The sequence below is a fragment of the Neotabrizicola paludis genome, from assembly GCF_044142105.1.
Classification (GTDB): Bacteria; Pseudomonadota; Alphaproteobacteria; order Rhodobacterales; family Rhodobacteraceae; genus Pseudogemmobacter.
This window is the reverse complement of sequence record NZ_JBGTYM010000001.1, coordinates 916,413-932,876: the sequence shown is the minus strand read 5'-3', so window position 1 is coordinate 932,876 and position 16,464 is coordinate 916,413. Positions and strand designations below refer to the sequence as shown.

Below are 16,464 nucleotides of genomic sequence, written 5' to 3'. Positions count from 1 at the left end.
GTCAGCCTCCTAGCCGCGCGCGCCGGTGACGCGGCGCACCACCGAGACGATGGCCGTGTCCTCGAATGGTTTGACGATCCAGCCGGTTGCCCCGGCGCGACGGGCACGCGCCTTGAGCTCGTCGGCGCTTTCGGTCGTCAGCACGAGGATCGGCACGGTGCGGTTGGTCTCGCCGCCGCGGATCGCGTCGATGACGCCGAACCCGTCCAGGCGCGGCATGTTGATATCGGTGATCACCACATCGGGATCGACCTCGGCAAAGCGTTCGACCCCGTCCACCCCGTCATCGGCAGTGGTGCAGTCGAAACCCGCATCCTCCATCGCCTTGCGGACGAGGTTGCGGATCGTACGCGAATCGTCGATGGCGAGCACCCGGATCGTCATGGCTGCACCTCGGTGTGGAGATGGGCTGGCGTCACCCCCAGCGCGGCCAGTTGCGCGGCCTGGTCGGGCGACAGACGGATCAGCCGGAAGTCCACGCCACGGGTGCGGCGATCTGCGGCGGCGGCCAGAAGAAGCTGGACGAGTGGCGTGTCGAGCTTGCGCAGGCGCAAGGCCGAGATCGCGAGGGGCGCATCGGGGTTCTGTCGCAGAAAGGGCAGAAGCGCATTCTCGCCCGTCACGGACAGGCGTTCGGGAAGCTCGAATTCGATGGTGCTGGGCATACGGCGGCGGCCCCCATGGCTTGGGATGGACACCCGGCACGCGGCCGGGGCGGTTCGCCATGGATACCGGGACGAGACTTAAGGAATCGTTGTGCGCGGTCTGGACAGGATCGCAATTTCCCTCAACCTCTTCGCACCGGGCCTTGCAGGGCCGCACGGGTTGACGCCCGCCCGCCGCCCGCGCAGTCTTGCCGCCAAAAGACGCGGCAAGGGGCAGTCGAGCGATGCGCAAGGCCTTCATCACCGGAACTGCCGGTTTCATCGGCTTCCACCTTGCGCGGCTTTTGCTGGCGCATGGCTGGCAGGTCACCGGGTATGACGGCATGACCGATTATTACGATGTCACGCTCAAGCGCCGCCGCCATGCGATGCTTCTGCAGACACCGGGTTTTGCCGCGACCGAGGCGATGCTTGAGGATGTGCAGGCGCTGGACGCCGCCATCGACGCCTTCGTCCCCGATGTCATCATCCATCTCGCCGCCCAGGCAGGCGTGCGCTACAGTCTTGAAAACCCGCGCTCCTATGTCAGCGCGAATGTCGTGGGCACTTTCAACGTGATCGAGGCGGCGCGGCGGCTGGGCGTGCAGCACCTGCTGATGGCCTCGACCTCGTCGATCTACGGCGCGAACGAGGCGATGCCGTTTCGCGAGACCGACAAGGCCGACGGTCAGCTGACGATCTATGCCGCGACCAAGAAGGCCACGGAATCCATGGGCCATGCCTATGCCCATCTGTGGAACATCCCGACCACAATGTTCCGCTTCTTCACCGTCTACGGCACCTGGGGGCGGCCCGACCTGGCCTATTTCAAATTCGTCGACGCGATCCTGAACGACCGGCCCATCGACATCTACAACAATGGCGAGATGTGGCGCGACTTCACCTGCGTCGACGATCTGGTCGAGGGCATCCGCCTGCTGATCGACGCGGTGCCGGTGCGGCCCGCACCGGGCGAGGCCGTGTCCGAGGGCGACAGCCTGTCAAAGGACGCGCCCTTCCGCATCGTCAACATCGGCAATTCCGAAAAGGTCAAGTTGCTCGATTTCGTCGAAGCGATCGAGGATGTGCTGGGCAAGAAGGCGATCCGCAACTATCTGCCGATGCAGATGGGCGACGTGCCCGCGACCTGGGCCGATGCTGCGCTTCTGAAATCACTGACCGGCTATGCGCCGAAAACCGATCTGCGCGAGGGGATGCGGCGCTTCGTGGCCTGGTATCGGGAATTTTACGGCAAGTAGGTCTGCCCCCGTCGTCTGGCCTTACCGCGCCGCGTGGTCTGGTCCTAATGATGGGCCCGGATTTGGCTCATACTGCGCGTGGCGAATTCTCTGACCGAAAGGGTGTGCCATGGAAGGCATGAGCGGAATGAACGACATGGATCGCGTGGTCGAGGCTGACCGCGCCCATGTCTGGCATCATCTGGTACAGCACAAGCAATTTGAGACCGTGGACCCGCGCGTGATCGTCGAGGGCAAGGGGCTGCGGGTCTGGGATGCGCGCGGCAAGGAATATATCGACGCGGTCTCGGGCGCGGTCTGGACGGTGAACGTGGGCTATGGCCGCGAGTCGATCGCCAATGTCGTGCGCGACCAGCTGATCAAGATGAACTATTTCGCGGGCGTGGGCGGATCGATTCCCGGCGCGTTGTTTGCGGAAAAGCTGATCTCGAAGATGCCGGGGATGAGCCGGGTCTATTATTCCAATTCGGGTTCGGAAGCGAACGAGAAGGTCTACAAGATGGTGCGCCAGCTGTCGCACCGCGTGCATGGCGGCAAGAAGGGCAAGATCCTCTACCGCGAGCGCGACTATCACGGCACCACCATCGGCGCCCTGGCGACCAGCGGACAGGCCGAGCGCGCGATGCAATACGGGCCTTACCCGGACGGTTTCGTCATGGTTCCGCATTGCCTGGAATACCGCAAGCAATGGGATGTGGAAAACTACGGCGAGCGCGCGGCCGATGCGATTGAAGAGGTGATCCTGCGCGAAGGCCCCGACACTGTGGGCGCCATCGTGCTGGAGCCGGTGACGGCGGGCGGCGGCGTGATCGTGCCGCCGAAGGGCTATTGGGAGCGGGTGCAGGAGATCTGCAAGAAATACGACATCCTGCTGCACATCGATGAAGTGGTCTGCGGCGTCGGCCGCACCGGCGAATGGTTCGGCTACCAGAACTACGGCATCAAGCCCGATTTCGTGACGATGGCCAAGGGCGTTGCCTCGGGCTATGCGGCGATTTCCTGCACCGTGACGACGGAAGCGGTCTTCGACATGTTCAAGGCCGATGCCGCCGATCCGATGAGCTATTTCCGCGATATTTCCACCTTTGGCGGCTGCACCTCCGGCCCGGCCGCGGCCCTGGAGAACATGCGCATCATCGAGGACGAGAACCTTCTCGAAAACACCAAGCGCATGGGCAAGCGGACGGTCGACAACCTGCGGGCGCTGATGGAGAAGCACAAGGTCATCGGGGATGTGCGCGGGGCGGGGCTGTTCTGCGGCGCCGAGCTGGTCGCCGACCGCCAGACCAAGGAGCCGATGGACGAGAAGAAGGTCGCCGCCGTGGTGGCCGATTGCAATGCGCAGGGCGTGATCATCGGCATGACCAACCGCTCGCTGCCCGGGCTGAACAACACGCTTTGCCTATCGCCCGCGCTGATCGCCACCGCGGATGACATCGATGCCATCACCGGCGCCATCGACAAGGCGCTGACCAAGGTCTTCGGCTGATCTTCGCGGAAGTGATCCGATGGTGCGGCCCGGCCTGAAGAAGGCCGGGCCGCAAGTCTTTTCACGCGCCTCTGGCCTCCCGCCGACCGGCTCGGGACGCCTCCGGTGGCGAGTATTTGCGCCAAGATGAAGGGCTTACCAGAAGTCCTTGTGGCCTACGATGATCTCGGCTTCCAGCTCTGGGTAGGGGCCGCGCACGCTGACCCTGCGGCGTCCGGCGGCGAAGACCTTATGGCAGGATAGATCGAGCGTCAGGTTTTCCGGGTTGTCGCCGGTCAGTTCGGCCAGGCGCTTTTCGGTCAAGCCGTAGACCACCGTGCCGATCCCGGCCCAATAGCAGGCCCCGGCGCACATGCAGCAGGGTTCGACCGAGGTGAAAAGCGTGCAGCTTTCCAGGAAATCGGGCGCGTAACGCCGGGCGGCCGCGCGTGCGACATTGGCCTCGGCATGGCCGCAACCGCGATCCTGGGCATAGGTGTTTCCCGAGACCAGCAGCACCGCGCCGTCCCGCCCGGCAAGCAGCGCGCCGAAGGGATGGTTGCCGGCCGCGCGGGATGCAGCGGCCAGCTCGATCGTCTGGCGCAGGAATGCGAGGTCTGGATGCATGGCGGGCCTCCGGTCGTGCCATGCTCGGCGCGGGGGCCTGGCCTGTCCAGACCTTTTTATCCTGCGGGCCGGGGCGGCGGCGGCCTGCCCCGGTCTGGGGCGTTATTTCAGCTTGATGCAGAAATGCTTGCGGACCGGCTTCGTCACTTGCCAGGTGCCCTTGAAGGTGGGTTCCACCGCGAAGGCATCGCCCGGCCGCACCGTGACTGGCGCGCCTCCATCGGGGGTGATGATGATCTCGCCCTCGATCAGATGCACGAATTCGTAAGACTGGTAGGTCGCGTGCCAGGTGCCGGGCGTCGCCTCCCAGGTGCCGCTGATCACGCTGCCATCGGCCGAGCTGTGCTGCACCCAGTAGCGCATGGTCGGGTGGCCTTCGGTCTTGACCCAGCCGGCAAGGTCGGTGGTGATCGCATCGGCCCCGGGCGCGGGGAAGCGGAAGATCGTGTCGCTCATGGCTTTGTCCTTTTCTGTCTGTCCGGGCCATTTGGTAGGGGCTTGCCGCCGGGGTGACAAGCCGTCTGCGCTTTGCCTCTTGCACTTCCGCCGCGGCTGCGGAACCTCGCAGGCGACGGGAAGCACAGGCGGGACGGGATGAGGATCAGGCAGGCAGAAGCAACAGATGCGGCGCATCTGGCGCGGTTCATCAACATGGCGGCGGACGACCTGCCGCTGCATTTCTGGAAGAAATCGGTTGGACCCGAGGGGGATCCCTGGGCCTGGGGCATGGAACGCGCGGCGCGGGAAAGCGGCAATTTCTCTTACCGCAACGCCTGGCTGGCCGAGGATCAGGGCGCGGTCGCGGCCTGCCTTCTGGGCTATCCCGCCGATCCCGAACCCGCCGCGATCGACCCCGACACCCCGCCGATCTTCGTGCCGCTGCTGGAACTCGAGGCGCTGGCGCCGGGATCGTGGTATCTCAATGTGCTTGCGACCTATGAGGACCATCGCGGCCGCGGCCTCGGCCGGGCGCTTCTGGCCAAGGCGGAAGAGGTCGCCCGGGCGGGGGGCTTTCGCCAGATCAGCCTGATCGCCGCCGATACCCATGGCGATGCGCTGCGGCTGTATTGCGGCCAGGGCTATGCCGAGCAGGCGCGGCGCGCGGTGGTCAAGGGCGACTGGCAGGTCGGGGCATCGGAATGGATCCTCTTCACCAAGGCGTTGGGGTAACGGCACTCCGGGCGCGGCCTTGACAAAAGCGGGTCCCCGCCGCCTTGTAGCGCCAGATTTCTGGATCAATGAGGCCAGTTCAAGCTATGGCGATTCCGGTCGAGGCGTTCTTTCTGGCGGCGGGCGGAGCAGGCACGTTGCAAAGCCGGATCCGCACCATGGTGACCGAGGGCATCCTGGCCGGCCGCTTCCGCCCGGGCGAGAAGATGCCCTCATCGCGCGGCCTGGCCGAGCATCTGGGCATCAGCCGCATCACCGTGACGCTGGCCTATGGCGATCTGGTCTCCTCCGACTATCTCAGCGCGCGGGGCCGGTCGGGCTATTACGTCTCGGACAATGCGCCGCGGGCGCCGGAATTCCCGGCTTCGGCACGGCCTGCCGAGGAGGTGGACTATCGCTCTCTCTCGGGCGGGCGCTTTTCCGGTGCCATGACGCTGGTCGACCGACCGGTCGACTGGGACCGCTATCCCTGGCCCTTCATCTATGGCCAGACCGATCCGACGCTTTTCGATCACCAGAACTGGCGGGCCTGCGCGCTGCGGGCGCTGGGACGCCGCGATTTCGCGGCGCTGACTTCGGATTACTACGAACGCGACGATCCGGTGCTGATCGAGCAGGTGTTGCGGGTGATCCTGCCGCGCCGGGGCATCGCCGCCGGTGCGGACGAGGTTCTGTTGACGCTGGGCGCGCAGAATGCGCTGTGGATCGCGTCGCAGGTTCTCTTGGGTGTCGGCCGTCGCGCGCTGGTCGAGAACCCGGCCTATCCGGGCCTGCGCCGGATCCTGGAGGTCTCGGGCGCCGAGGTCCTGTCCGTCGATGTCGATGAAGGCGGTCTGCCGCCCGTGTTGCCGCGCTGCGATGTGGTCTTTGCCACGCCCAGCCACCAGTGCCCGACCAATGCCACGATGCCGCTGGACCGCCGCCTGGCGCTGTTGGAGGCGGCGAGCCGCGAGGATTTCGTCATTGTCGAGGACGATTATGAATTCGAGATGTCCTTCCTCAAGCCGGTTTCGCCTGCGCTCAAGTCGCTCGACAAGGCGGGGCGGGTGATCTACGCGGGCTCTTTCTCGAAATCCATCTTCCCAGGAATGCGGCTTGGCTATCTGGTCGGCCCCCCGGGCTTCATCGCCGAGGCACGGGCGCTGCGGTCCATGGTGCTGAAGCACCCGCCCGGCCATGTGCAGCGCACGGTCGCCTATTTCCTGGCCGAGGGGCATTACGACGCCATGATCAACCGGATGCGGCTGGCCTTCCGGCGGCGGCGGCAGGTCATGGACGAGGCGATCCGCGAGGCGGGGCTGACCGTGGCGGGGCAGGGCGGGTTTGGCGGGTCTTGCTTCTGGATGGCTGCACCCGAGGGCGTCGATACCGGGCGCCTGGCGCGGCATCTGAGGACCGAGGGCGTGCTGATCGAGCCGGGCCACAGCTTCTTCGACCCGGCCAGGCCCGACCGGCGGCACTACCGTCTGGCCTATACCTCGATCCCGCCCGCGCGTATCGCCGAGGGCATATCGCGGATCGGCCGGGCGCTTGCAAATGGCGATGCTTGACCTGACCTTAACCTCTGGCGGCCATCCTTCGCGCCAACCGGGCTCGTGGGCAGGATGCGGCTTCCGCGTGACAGGTTGCGGTTTGCGCACAGCGGTCGTGGCGGCTGTGCAAGGCAAGCTCTGGCCAAATCCGCGCGGCTCGGGCAAAAAGGGGCGCAAGGACAGGTTGCCGCGCCGCGGAGCCTGTGTCAGATATTCGAAACACGCGATGTAAACCGGAAGGTTCGGAATGAGCGAATTCGCTTCCCGCCGCATGATGATGGTAGATACACAGGTCCGCCCCTCGGACGTGACCAAGTTCCCGATCATCGAGGCGATGCTGCATGTCCCGCGCGAGGTCTATGTGCCGCGCGACAAGCGCGAGGCGGCTTATGTGGGCGCGAATGTCGAGATCGCGCCGGGCCGCGTGCTGCTGGATGCGCGCACGCTTGCCAAGATGCTGGATGCGCTGGACATCCAGCCGGATGAGCTGGTGCTCGATCTGGGCTGTGGGCTTGGCTATGCGGCGGCGGTGATGGCGCGCCTGGCCGAGACGGTGGTCGCGGTCGAGGAGGACGAGACACTGGCCGCCGAGGCGCAGCGCGTCTTGTCGGAAGAGGGTGTCGATACTGCCGTGGTGGTGAGGGCGCCCCTGGCGGGTGGCGCGGCCAAGCATGGCCCCTATGACGTCATCCTGGTCGAAGGCGGGGTCGAGACCCTGCCCGACGCGATTGCGGGACAGCTTAAGGATGGCGGCCGGATCGCCGCCGTCTTCCTGGATGGAGCTTTGGGCACGGTGCGCATCGGCCACAAGATTGATGGACGGATTTCCTGGCGCTTTGCGTTCAATGCTGCGGCGCCGGTTCTTCCGGGCTTTGGAAAGCGGCAGGGCTTCGTGCTCTAGGGCTGCGGGGGCCGTCGGCGGGCCTGCGGGAAAAGGTCAAGGCGCGGTCCGCCGGAAAGGGCCCGCCAGTCACGAAAAGGGCAGAGCGGATGGCAAAGTGGTTGCGCGGAATGGCGGTCGGGCTGGCGATTTCGCTGGCAGGCTTGCCGGCAAGGGCCGAGACCCTGACGGATGCCCTGATTTCGGCCTATAAGAACTCGCATCTGCTGGATCAGAACGAAGCGGTTCTGCGCGCCGCGGATGAGGATTTTGCGGTCGCCGTCTCGGCGCTGCGGCCGGTCATCAGCTATGTCCTGTCGGCGGGCACCACCTGGACGCGGGCGGATACGCTGGGGGTCACGACCAATACCGATGTGCTCAGCGCCTCGCTCGGAATCTCGGCCGATCTGACGCTTTACGATTTCGGTCGCCGCGAGGCTACGATCCTGATCGCCAAGGAATCCGTTCTGGCCACGCGCCAGGCGCTGGTCCAGGTCGAACAGAGCGTGCTGCTCGCCGCCGTTCAGGCCTATGTCGACGTGAAGCTCGCCGCCGAGATCGTGGCGCTGCGCCAGTCGAACGTGCGGCTGATCACCCAGGAGTTGCGCGCGGCGCAGGACCGGTTCGACGTGGGCGAGATCACCAAGACCGATGTCTCGATCGCCGAGGCCCGCCTGGCTGCGGCCCGTGCCAATCTGGCCGCCGCTGAAGGCGACCTCATGATCGCGCGCGAAAGCTACAAGGCCGCGACCGGCCATTACCCCGGCAATCTGGCCGCGCTGCCCAGAAGCCCGAAGATCGGCAAGACTCTGGAAGAGGCGCGCAGCGTCGCCGTGCGCACCCATCCCTCGATCCTTCAGGGCCAGCATCTGGTCAAGGCCGCCGACGGACAGGTCGCGCTGGCCGATGCGAATATGAAGCCCACGATCGGTCTGGGACTTGATGTCACAGCCTCCACCCGCGACGGCTCGGCCGCGGATGGCGACTCGCTGTCGGCCCAATTGGGCCTTCAGATGAGCCAGACGATCTATGCCGGCGGTCGCTTCTCGGCCCTCTATCGCAAGGCATTGGCCAACAAGGACGCGTCGCGTGCGGGGCTGATGCAGACGGTCGTGACCGTGGAGCAGAATCTGGGCAATGCCTGGGCCAATCTTGCGGTCTTCGTGGCCTCGATCGAGGCCTCGGATCGCCAGATCCGTGCCGCTCAGGCGGCATTTGATGGGGTGCGCGAAGAGGCGACGCTGGGCGCGCGCACAACGCTGGATGTGCTGGATGCCGAGCAGGAACTGCTGGACGCCCGTGCCTCGCGGCTTCAGGCCGAGGCCAACCGCTATGTCGCGGTCTATCGTATCCTGGCGGCCATGGGTCTGCTAACGGCCGAGCATCTGAAGCTGGGCATTCCCACCTTCGACCCCGAAGCCTATTTTGACGCGGTCAAGTCAGCCCCGGCAACTTCGTCGCGCGGCAAGAAGCTGGACGAGATCCTCAGCAAGATCGGCAAATAAGCCCGTCAGATCGCGGGCTGCTTCGGCAAGGCGCTGCTGGCGTTAGGGAAACCTTAACGCCGCAGCGCCAATTTCTTGTATGGTCGGGCGGTTCCCGTTAAGCTGCTTGGCAAAAGACCGATACCTTCAGCAGGCAGAACAGAATGTCGGAACCGTTGAGCTCGCATGAGATCGAGGATGTCCTGTCCTCTATCCGCCGCCTCGTGTCCGAGGATCTGCGCCCCGCCATGCGCCAGACCGGCGTCGCCCCTGCGGAAGATGCCAGGTCCGACTCGCGCCCGGCCCCGGCGGCTGAGGCGGCGGGACGGCTGGTGCTGACCGCCGCGTTGCGGGTGGTCAATGCGGAAGATGCCACTGCGCAGGCCGCTTCCGATGCGGGGCCAACGGCCCCCCACATGCAAGATCCCTTGGTATCAGCGCACATGTCTTCGACGGAAGACAACACACCGCCTGCGGCCGCTGAGGAGACGGATTCAGCCCAGACCCCGGTTGGGGACGAGGACGATATCTGGGCTGCGCCCGGAACGGCCACGGACGACCAACTGGAGGAAGATCCTGAACTAGAGCCGTCGACGCTGACCGGGGCCTTCCGACGCGGCCATTGGACGGCCGAGACGGTTCCGCAGGTCGCCTGGGTCGAGGATGAAGAGGACTGGCCGGATACCGCTCCGGTAAGGTTCGCGGCCCGTCCGCGTTTCGGCGTCTCCGAACCACCGCAGGACGTAAATCCGGGCCAGCCCGCCGACAGCGCGCCTGAGCCGCCACAGGCGGCGGCAGAGACCGCCTCCGCTGCGCCAGACCCTGCTGCTGGATTTGCCGCGTCGCGCCCCTCTGCGCCTGATAAGGGTCTGTTCGATGCCGACGCGCCGGGCGTTGACGAGGAAATGCTGCGCGACATCGTCCGCGAGATCATCCGCGAGGAGCTTGCCGGAACTCTGGGCGAGCGCATCACCCGCAATGTGCGCAAGCTGGTGCGGGTGGAGGTCAACCGCGCACTGACAGCGCGGGAATTCGAATAGGTCCCATGGATGCCGACTTGCTCGGCGGCACCGCGCATTTGGGCGCGGCCCCTGGGCATTGGCGGGAGAGCGCGGCCGAATCTGCGGCCAACAACAAAGACAAAGCGCGCCCTGAGGCGCGCTTGTCGGCAACTTGGCAGCCCTGCGCAGATATCGCGCCGGGCCAGAGGATCAGGCGGCTTCGGCCTGGTCGGCCTCATAGGCGGCACGGCGCTCGGATTCTTCCCGGCTCAGCGCAACGCTGGTGCGGATGCCCTTGGAAACGAATTCCATCAGACCCTTCACCACCCGCTCATTGGGGTCGATACCGGCGCAGGACAGAACCTCGCGCCCATCGCGCGAACGGGCCCAACGGGCGATCTGATCCGGTCCATTGCCGTATTTCTTGTCATCGGCAATCGCATCGTCCAGAGCCGCAAGCACGACGGCGGCAAAAAGCTTGCGCGCGCGCTGGCCCTGTTCGAAATTGAATGCCGTGCTGTCGATCGTGTCGAGCATCACTGGTCTTCCTGCGTGGTCTTGTCTTTCATCGCGTCCTGCGCTTGTAACGATTTGATCACGATTCGGGAATTCGACTTTTGCATGACTGCCATGCTTTCAGTGCATTGGTCGGCGAATTTCCTACCGTATCTAGTCTGGTACTGCGCGAACGATCTCCAATATCTAGGGCTTCGCCGCCATCGTTCAACCGTCAAATCGGTGAATTACGTCCATTTGCGACATTCCCCCTTGCCTTTTCCAAAATGACCCAGCGGCATTTTCGCGCAGAGGCCCCGGCCGCAACCGTGCGTTGCCTAAGGCTTCAACGCGCCAGCAGACGCAGATTGGCATCGCCGGCCAGAAGCGGCCCCTCGGCCCGGTCCATCCGCAGCCAAGCCAGCGCCCTGTCGCCCGCTACGGTGCCCAGCCGCCCTGCCTCGCGCCCATCGGGCAGGGTGATCGCTGCGCCGGGCGAGGCCGCTCCTCCAACCGCGACCTGAGCCAGCCCCTTGCGCAGTTCGGTCTTGTGCTTCATCCGCGCGGTCACTTCCTGCCCGACATAGCAGCCCTTGCGGAAATCGACGCCGTGCAGGCGCTCGAAGCCCATCTCGAGGATATAGCTGTCATCGGGCACCAGCTCCTGCGGATATTCCGGCACCAGATGCGCCACGCGCAGCGCGTCCCAATCGACTTCGGGCGCGGGGAGCGGCGTTTCTGAATACAACCGCCAGCCAAGGGCGGGATCGCGCGGGTCGGGCAAGGCCCCCTGCGGCGGCGCGTCCAGCCCGCGCGACACGTGAAGCGCGCTTTCCCCGATCTGCACATCGGCGCGCAGCCGGTACATCGTCAGGCGGCGCAGCGTGGCGGGCGCAAGCGCGGCGGGAATGTCGATCAGGATCTCGCCCTCGTGCGCGTCCGGGCGGTGGATCACGAAGAAATCGGCCAGGTACTTGCCCTGCGGCGTCAGCAGCGAGGCCCAGACCGCGCCCGGTCCGCGCGCCAGAGGCAGCACGTCATTTGTTACCAGCCCCTGCAGGAAGGGCAGAACCTCTGTGCCGGACAGCGTCCAGATCGTGCGGGATTGATCGGTCATTGCTTGGCTCCTTCGCCTCCAAGCTAGGGGTTTTGGCGGCGGGGAAAAGGGGCCTCAGGCCCGAAACTGCAACGCGTGCAGTCGGGCATAAAGACCGCCCCGGGCCAAAAGCTCGCCGTGGCGCCCTTCCTCGACGACGCGGCCCTGGTCCATCACCACGATCTTGTCGGCATCGCGCACCGTGGCAAGGCGATGGGCGATCACCAACGTCGTGCGGCCTTCCTGCGCGCGGGCCAGCGCCTCGGTCACCGCCGTCTCGGAGGCGGCGTCCAGCGCGCTTGTCGCCTCGTCCAAAAGCAGGACCGGCGCATCGGCCAGAAGCGCGCGGGCGATGGCGACCCGCTGGCGCTGGCCGCCCGACAAGGCCGATCCGCGCGGACCGGCGCCCGTGTCCAGCCCGGCGGGCAGGCGCGACAGGAACTCGGCCACATTCGCATCCGCGATGGCCTGGCCAAGCTGGCTTTCGGCTATGCCGTCCCGACCGAGGATCAGGTTCTCGCGCAGCGTCTCGTCGAAAAGCCCGGTCTCCTGCGACACCGCGGCAAAGAGGCGGCGTTGCTCCGACAGCGTCATCTGCGCCGCATCGGCCCCGCCGATCAGGATACGCCCACGGTCCGGCTCGGCCAGGCCGGTGAGCAGATGGAAGACGGTGGATTTCCCCGCGCCGGAAGCCCCGACCAGTGCCGTGACCTTGCCCGCCGCCGCAGTGAAGCTTAGGCCGTTGAGCACGGGATGTTCGGCGTCGTAGCCGAAATGAACGCTCTCGAAGGCGATGGCGGGTGGCAGGGTTGCGGGCCGGGCGGCGCTCTTGGCCGGGCGCCTGCTGGTGCTGGTGGTGTCAAGCAGCGCGAAGATGCGTTCTAGCGACGCGCCGGCGACCTGCCACATGCCCGCAAGTTCTCCCAGCCGCCGGATCGGCTGAAAGGTCAGCGCCATGGCGGTGAAGAAGGACATGAACTCGCCCGTGGTGCGGGTTCCGGCCACGACCTCGCGCCCGCCCAGCAGAAGGACGGCGAAGAAGCCGATGCCGGTCACCACATCCACCAGGGCGGGCATGGCGGCGCGGCCCAGGGTCGATTTCACCTCTGCCCGCTGGATCGTGTCGACGATGCGGGCGAAGCGACCCGATTGGTAGGCTTCGGTCCGGGTCAGCTTGACCTGCTGGATGCCGTGGAAGATCTCGTCCAGCCGCGTGGCGCGCAGGCCGGATTGCTGGCGCATGTGCCGCACCTTGCGGCGGATATAGCGTTGCAACCCCAGCGCGGGCAGCATGAGAAGCGGCGCGCCGATCAGGGCGGCCAGCGTCCAGGTCATGTCGATCGACAGGGCCACGGCAAAAAGCCCGATCAGCGACACCGCATCGCGCCCGATCCCGCCCACGACGGTCAGCACGGCGCCCTGCGCGGCGGTGGTGTCGCCCTGCACCCGCTCGATCAGCGTGCCGGGCGGGTTCTTCTGGAAGAAGGCGCCATCGAGCGTCAGCAGGTGATCGAGCAGGGTCTTCTGCATCTCGGCCGCTGTGCCCTGGTTGATCTTGGCCATCAGCCAGCGGTTCAGGATCGAGGTGGCGGCCCGGATCAGGAACAGCGCCAGGATGCCGGTGCCGACCCAGACCAGCGCCTGCGTGGATTGCGCGGCGAAGACCTGATCGAACAGCGGTTTCAGCATCCAGGACAGCAGGCCCAGAGTCGAGCCTTCCAGCACCGACGTGCCGAAGGTCAGCGCGATCAGCCCGGCGCGCGGGCGCAGGAACTGTCGCCAGTAGCGCCGGAAAAGGCGCGGACTGGGCGTGGTTTCGGATGGGGAGGTCACGCCGGTTCCTTTGTCTGCCTCATGCGGGATAGCGCAGCGCGGCGGCGCGCTCAAGCCACGAGGCCGCCGGATGGCGGGGTGGCGTTGACCTTGCACCGGCACGAGTCTAGCCATGCTGGGTCGACAGATCAGGAGCCAGACATGTCGCTTGCCAATGGCCAGCCCTACCGCGCCATCCCCGGACCATCGGTCATCCCCGATCGGGTGCAACGGGCGATGCATCGGGGCAGCCCCAACATCTATGGCGGCGCGCTGGTGGAGATGGTCGCGGGCATGATCCCCGATCTGCGCAGGGTCGCGGGCACCGCGCATCACGTCGCCCCCTATATCGGCAATGGCCATGCCGCCTGGGAGGCGGCGAATGCGAACATCTTCTCAAAGGGCGAAACGGCACTGGTGCTGGCCTCGGGACATTTTGGCCATGGCTGGGCGAACCATGCGCGGGGCATGGGGATCGACGTCGAAATGCTGGATTTCGGCCGCGCCGACCCTGCCGATCCGGCGCGTCTGGAAACCGCCCTGCGGGCTGACCGCGAGCGGAAGATCAAGGCGGTGTTGGTGACGCAGGTGGATACGGCCAGTTCCGTCCGCAACGACATCGCGGCGCTGCGCGCGGCGATGGATGCGGCGGGCCATGATGCACTTCTGGTCGTCGATTGCATCGCCTCGCTGGGCTGCGACGAATACCACATGGATGACTGGGGCGTCGATGTCACCGTCGCCGCCTGCCAGAAGGGGCTGATGGTGCCGCCGGGCATGTCCTTCGTCTGGTTCTCGGACAAAGCGCGGTCGCGCTGTGGCGAGACCGACCTTGTCACGCCCTATTGGCGCTGGGGGCCGCGGGCGCAGGGCGAGGAGTTCTGGCAATACTGGTTCGGCACCGCGCCCACCGCGCATCTTTACGGCCTGCGCGAGGCGCTGGACATGATCCTGCACGAAGAGGGGCTGGAGAATGTCTGGCGCCGGCACGAGGTTCTGGCGGGGGCGGTCTGGGCCGCCTTTGACGCCTGGGGCGCGGGCAACCCTGCCATCGCGATGAATGTGCGCGATCCGGCGTTTCGGGGCCGCTCGGTCACCGCCGCGCGGCTGGGCGCGCCCCATGCCACGCAGCTGCGCGACTGGTGCGAGGCCGAGGCGGGCGTCACCCTGGGCATCGGCCTTGGCATGTCCACGCCCGACGATCCGGCAGGCGACGGTTTCCTGCGCGTCGCGCATATGGGCCATGTGAACGCCCATATGACGCTGGGCGCGCTGGCAGTGATGGAGGCGGGGATCCTGGCGCTGAAAATCCCGCATGGGCCGGGCGGTATCGCGGCGGCGGCGGCGCGGGTGGCGCAAGGCTGAGGCTTCAGAAGGCGTTGCCGATCAGGAAGATCACCGATTTGACCAGCGCATAGCCCAGGCCCACGACATAGAGCAGCGCGCCTGCCGCGGCCACGATGCCGATCACGATCCACAGCCCGTCCCGCTCGAGCACGCCCAGGCCGATCAGGCAGATCGCCAGCGCGGGGGCAAGATTGGCGAAGGGGATGGGCAGGGCCAGGGCGATGGCCAGGATCAGGCAGATCGCCCCGATCCCCCGCTGCGCCAGGGGTGAGGCCAGGCTGCGCAAGCGCGACTTCAGCAGGCGCTCGGCCCGCGCGAGCCAGGGATTGATCCGCGTGACCATCGCGGCAAAGGCGCTGCGCGGCATCGAGCGGCGGGCGATGAATGCGGGCAGCCAGGGCTGCATCCCCAGCATCATCTGCGCCGACAGGAACATCAGCGGCAGGCCCAGAATCCCGGCAAGCCCGGGCGGCGAGGGCAGGATGTTCGGGAAGGCGAAGATCATCAGCAACGCGCCAAAAGCGCGGCCGCGCATCGTCTCCAGCATGTCGGCGATGGCAATGCGCTCGCGGCTTTCGTCTTGGGCCAGCGCAGACAGGATATCGGAGAGGCGCGCCGGGCGCTGGTCCTTTTCCGGGCAGGAGCTGGTCTCATCCAGCGGGGCGGCTTCGATCATTTTGATAAAACTGCACAACGGTTTGAAGGCCGATCAATCTGCGGTTTCTGGACCGACCGCAAGTCGGCCTTTCCTGCCAAGCTGTCTTTCGCGCAGCGAGATATACAGTGCCGATCCGATCAGCACCGCGACACCCAGGCAGGTCCAGCGGTCGGGCAGATCGCCGAAGAACCACCAGCCAAGAACCGTGGCCATGATGATCTCGGAAAAGGCCAGGGGCGCCAGCAGCGAGGCTTCGGCCCGCTCATAGGCCAGGGTGATCAGCACATGGCCCAGCGTCGCGACCACGCCAAGGCCGATCAGCATCAGCCATTGCTCGGGCAGGGGCACGTGCCAGAGGAAGGGCAGGCTTAGGCTCATCAGCCCGGCCGCCATGGCATTGGTCTGGAAAGTCAGCACCATGGCATTTCTCTGACCGGCGATGTGCCGGGTCATCACGAAATAGCAGCCCAGGGCAACGCCCGCGCCAAACGCGTAGAGGGTGCCGGGATTGGGCTCGATCATGCCGGGGCGGATGATGATCAGCGTACCGATAAAACCGATCGCCACGGCGGTCCAGCGGCGCGGGCCGACCGTTTCGCCCAGGAGCACGGCCGAGAGCAGCGTCACCACCAGGGGATTGACGAAGAAGATCGCCAGGGCGTCGGCAATGGGCAGGGTCTTGAGCGAGAAGAAGAACAGGAAGGTCGCGGCCGACAGAAGGCAAGCGCGCAGAAGGTGGTGCAAAGGCCGGGCAGGGCGCAAAATGCGCGCGCCTTCTGCCCGAAGCGCGAAGGGCAGGACCGTCAGCGCCCCGAACACCGCCCGCGCCCAGACGACCATCGCGATGGGCAGTCCGGCCTGGCCAAGCTTCTTGGCGAGCACGTCGATGAAGGGCAGGATGGCCATGGCCAGAAGCATCAGGCCGATGCCAAGAAGCGGCCGGGGCGGGGTGCGGGCTTGGGTCATGGGGACAAACCCTAAGGGGCGGCAG

17 protein-coding genes are annotated in these 16,464 nt (G+C 66.2%); 8 read left to right on the top strand and 9 right to left on the bottom strand.

The genetic code is table 11. The features are described from left to right. Nucleotides 1-9 precede the first annotated feature (9 nt). Together ACED67_RS04535 and ACED67_RS04530 are read right to left on the bottom strand one after the other, a co-directional pair. On the bottom strand, nucleotides 10-384 hold the full coding sequence (locus ACED67_RS04535; RefSeq protein WP_395540342.1) for a response regulator: 375 nt from the start codon (nucleotides 382-384) through the stop codon (nucleotides 10-12). After that, nucleotides 381-665 carry an STAS domain-containing protein gene (locus ACED67_RS04530; RefSeq protein WP_395540341.1) on the bottom strand — a complete coding sequence of 95 codons (285 nt, stop codon included), beginning with the start codon at nucleotides 663-665 and terminating at the stop codon, nucleotides 381-383. The genes ACED67_RS04535 and ACED67_RS04530 overlap by 4 nt, the downstream gene beginning before the upstream one ends. A 224-nt stretch (nucleotides 666-889) precedes the next feature. Here ACED67_RS04530 and ACED67_RS04525 point away from each other — a divergent pair, with 224 nt between their 5' ends. After that, a complete protein-coding gene (locus ACED67_RS04525; protein WP_395540340.1) occupies nucleotides 890-1,903 on the top strand; it encodes an NAD-dependent epimerase/dehydratase family protein in 1,014 nt (337 codons plus the stop codon). Nucleotides 1,904-2,012: 109 nt separating this feature from the next. Beyond that, nucleotides 2,013-3,392, top strand: a complete 1,380-nt coding sequence (tpa, locus tag ACED67_RS04520) for a hypotaurine--pyruvate aminotransferase Tpa (RefSeq protein ID WP_395540339.1) — start codon at nucleotides 2,013-2,015, stop codon at nucleotides 3,390-3,392. Between the two features lie 135 nt (nucleotides 3,393-3,527). On the opposite strand, the gene ACED67_RS04515 is transcribed toward tpa, so the two are convergent. Continuing rightward, on the bottom strand, nucleotides 3,528-3,998 hold the full coding sequence (locus tag ACED67_RS04515) for a nucleoside deaminase (RefSeq protein ID WP_395540338.1): 471 nt from the start codon (nucleotides 3,996-3,998) through the stop codon (nucleotides 3,528-3,530). A 102-nt stretch (nucleotides 3,999-4,100) separates the two neighbouring features. Further along, a complete protein-coding gene (locus tag ACED67_RS04510; protein WP_395540337.1) occupies nucleotides 4,101-4,454 on the bottom strand; it encodes a cupin domain-containing protein in 354 nt (117 codons plus the stop codon). Nucleotides 4,455-4,592: 138 nt separating this feature from the next. Here ACED67_RS04510 and ACED67_RS04505 point away from each other — a divergent pair, with 138 nt between their 5' ends. The 5 genes from ACED67_RS04505 (at nucleotide 4,593) to ACED67_RS04485 (ending at nucleotide 10,104) form a co-directional block, all read left to right on the top strand. Further along, nucleotides 4,593-5,168, top strand: a complete 576-nt coding sequence (locus ACED67_RS04505; protein ID WP_395540336.1) for a GNAT family N-acetyltransferase — start codon at nucleotides 4,593-4,595, stop codon at nucleotides 5,166-5,168. An 86-nt stretch (nucleotides 5,169-5,254) separates the two neighbouring features. Continuing rightward, on the top strand, nucleotides 5,255-6,718 hold the full coding sequence (gene pdxR / locus ACED67_RS04500; RefSeq protein WP_395540335.1) for a MocR-like pyridoxine biosynthesis transcription factor PdxR: 1,464 nt from the start codon (nucleotides 5,255-5,257) through the stop codon (nucleotides 6,716-6,718). A 229-nt stretch (nucleotides 6,719-6,947) separates the two neighbouring features. After that, nucleotides 6,948-7,601 (top strand): protein-L-isoaspartate O-methyltransferase family protein, encoded by a 654-nt coding sequence (locus ACED67_RS04495; protein WP_395540334.1) that lies wholly within the window; start codon nucleotides 6,948-6,950, stop codon nucleotides 7,599-7,601. Nucleotides 7,602-7,690: 89 nt separating this feature from the next. Beyond that, nucleotides 7,691-9,085, top strand: coding sequence for a TolC family outer membrane protein (locus tag ACED67_RS04490; protein WP_395540333.1), 1,395 nt, complete (start codon nucleotides 7,691-7,693; stop codon nucleotides 9,083-9,085). Nucleotides 9,086-9,228: 143 nt separating this feature from the next. After that, nucleotides 9,229-10,104: a hypothetical protein gene (locus ACED67_RS04485; RefSeq protein ID WP_395540332.1), complete on the top strand. Its 876-nt coding sequence runs from the start codon at nucleotides 9,229-9,231 to the stop codon at nucleotides 10,102-10,104. A 171-nt stretch (nucleotides 10,105-10,275) separates the two neighbouring features. Here ACED67_RS04485 and ACED67_RS04480 read toward each other — a convergent pair whose 3' ends face one another. The 3 genes from ACED67_RS04480 to ACED67_RS04470 form a co-directional block, all read right to left on the bottom strand. Continuing rightward, nucleotides 10,276-10,602 carry a DUF6280 family protein gene (locus ACED67_RS04480; protein ID WP_395540331.1) on the bottom strand — a complete coding sequence of 109 codons (327 nt, stop codon included), beginning with the start codon at nucleotides 10,600-10,602 and terminating at the stop codon, nucleotides 10,276-10,278. Nucleotides 10,603-10,906: 304 nt separating this feature from the next. Then, a complete protein-coding gene (gene ygfZ / locus ACED67_RS04475) occupies nucleotides 10,907-11,677 on the bottom strand; it encodes a CAF17-like 4Fe-4S cluster assembly/insertion protein YgfZ (protein WP_395540330.1) in 771 nt (256 codons plus the stop codon). Between the two features lie 54 nt (nucleotides 11,678-11,731). Further along, nucleotides 11,732-13,489 carry an ABC transporter ATP-binding protein gene (locus tag ACED67_RS04470; RefSeq protein WP_395540329.1) on the bottom strand — a complete coding sequence of 586 codons (1,758 nt, stop codon included), beginning with the start codon at nucleotides 13,487-13,489 and terminating at the stop codon, nucleotides 11,732-11,734. A gap of 141 nt (nucleotides 13,490-13,630) precedes the next feature. Here ACED67_RS04470 and ACED67_RS04465 point away from each other — a divergent pair, with 141 nt between their 5' ends. After that, on the top strand, nucleotides 13,631-14,833 hold the full coding sequence (locus ACED67_RS04465) for a pyridoxal-phosphate-dependent aminotransferase family protein (RefSeq protein ID WP_395540328.1): 1,203 nt from the start codon (nucleotides 13,631-13,633) through the stop codon (nucleotides 14,831-14,833). Between the two features lie 4 nt (nucleotides 14,834-14,837). Here ACED67_RS04465 and ACED67_RS04460 read toward each other — a convergent pair whose 3' ends face one another. Together ACED67_RS04460 and ACED67_RS04455 are read right to left on the bottom strand one after the other, a co-directional pair. Beyond that, entirely contained in the window at nucleotides 14,838-15,491 is a 654-nt protein-coding gene (locus tag ACED67_RS04460; RefSeq protein WP_395540327.1) for an exopolysaccharide biosynthesis protein, read from the bottom strand. Between the two features lie 33 nt (nucleotides 15,492-15,524). Then, complete coding sequence (locus ACED67_RS04455) at nucleotides 15,525-16,439, bottom strand: DMT family transporter (RefSeq protein WP_395540326.1); 915 nt, start codon at nucleotides 16,437-16,439, stop codon at nucleotides 15,525-15,527. Nucleotides 16,440-16,464: the final 25 nt, after the last annotated feature.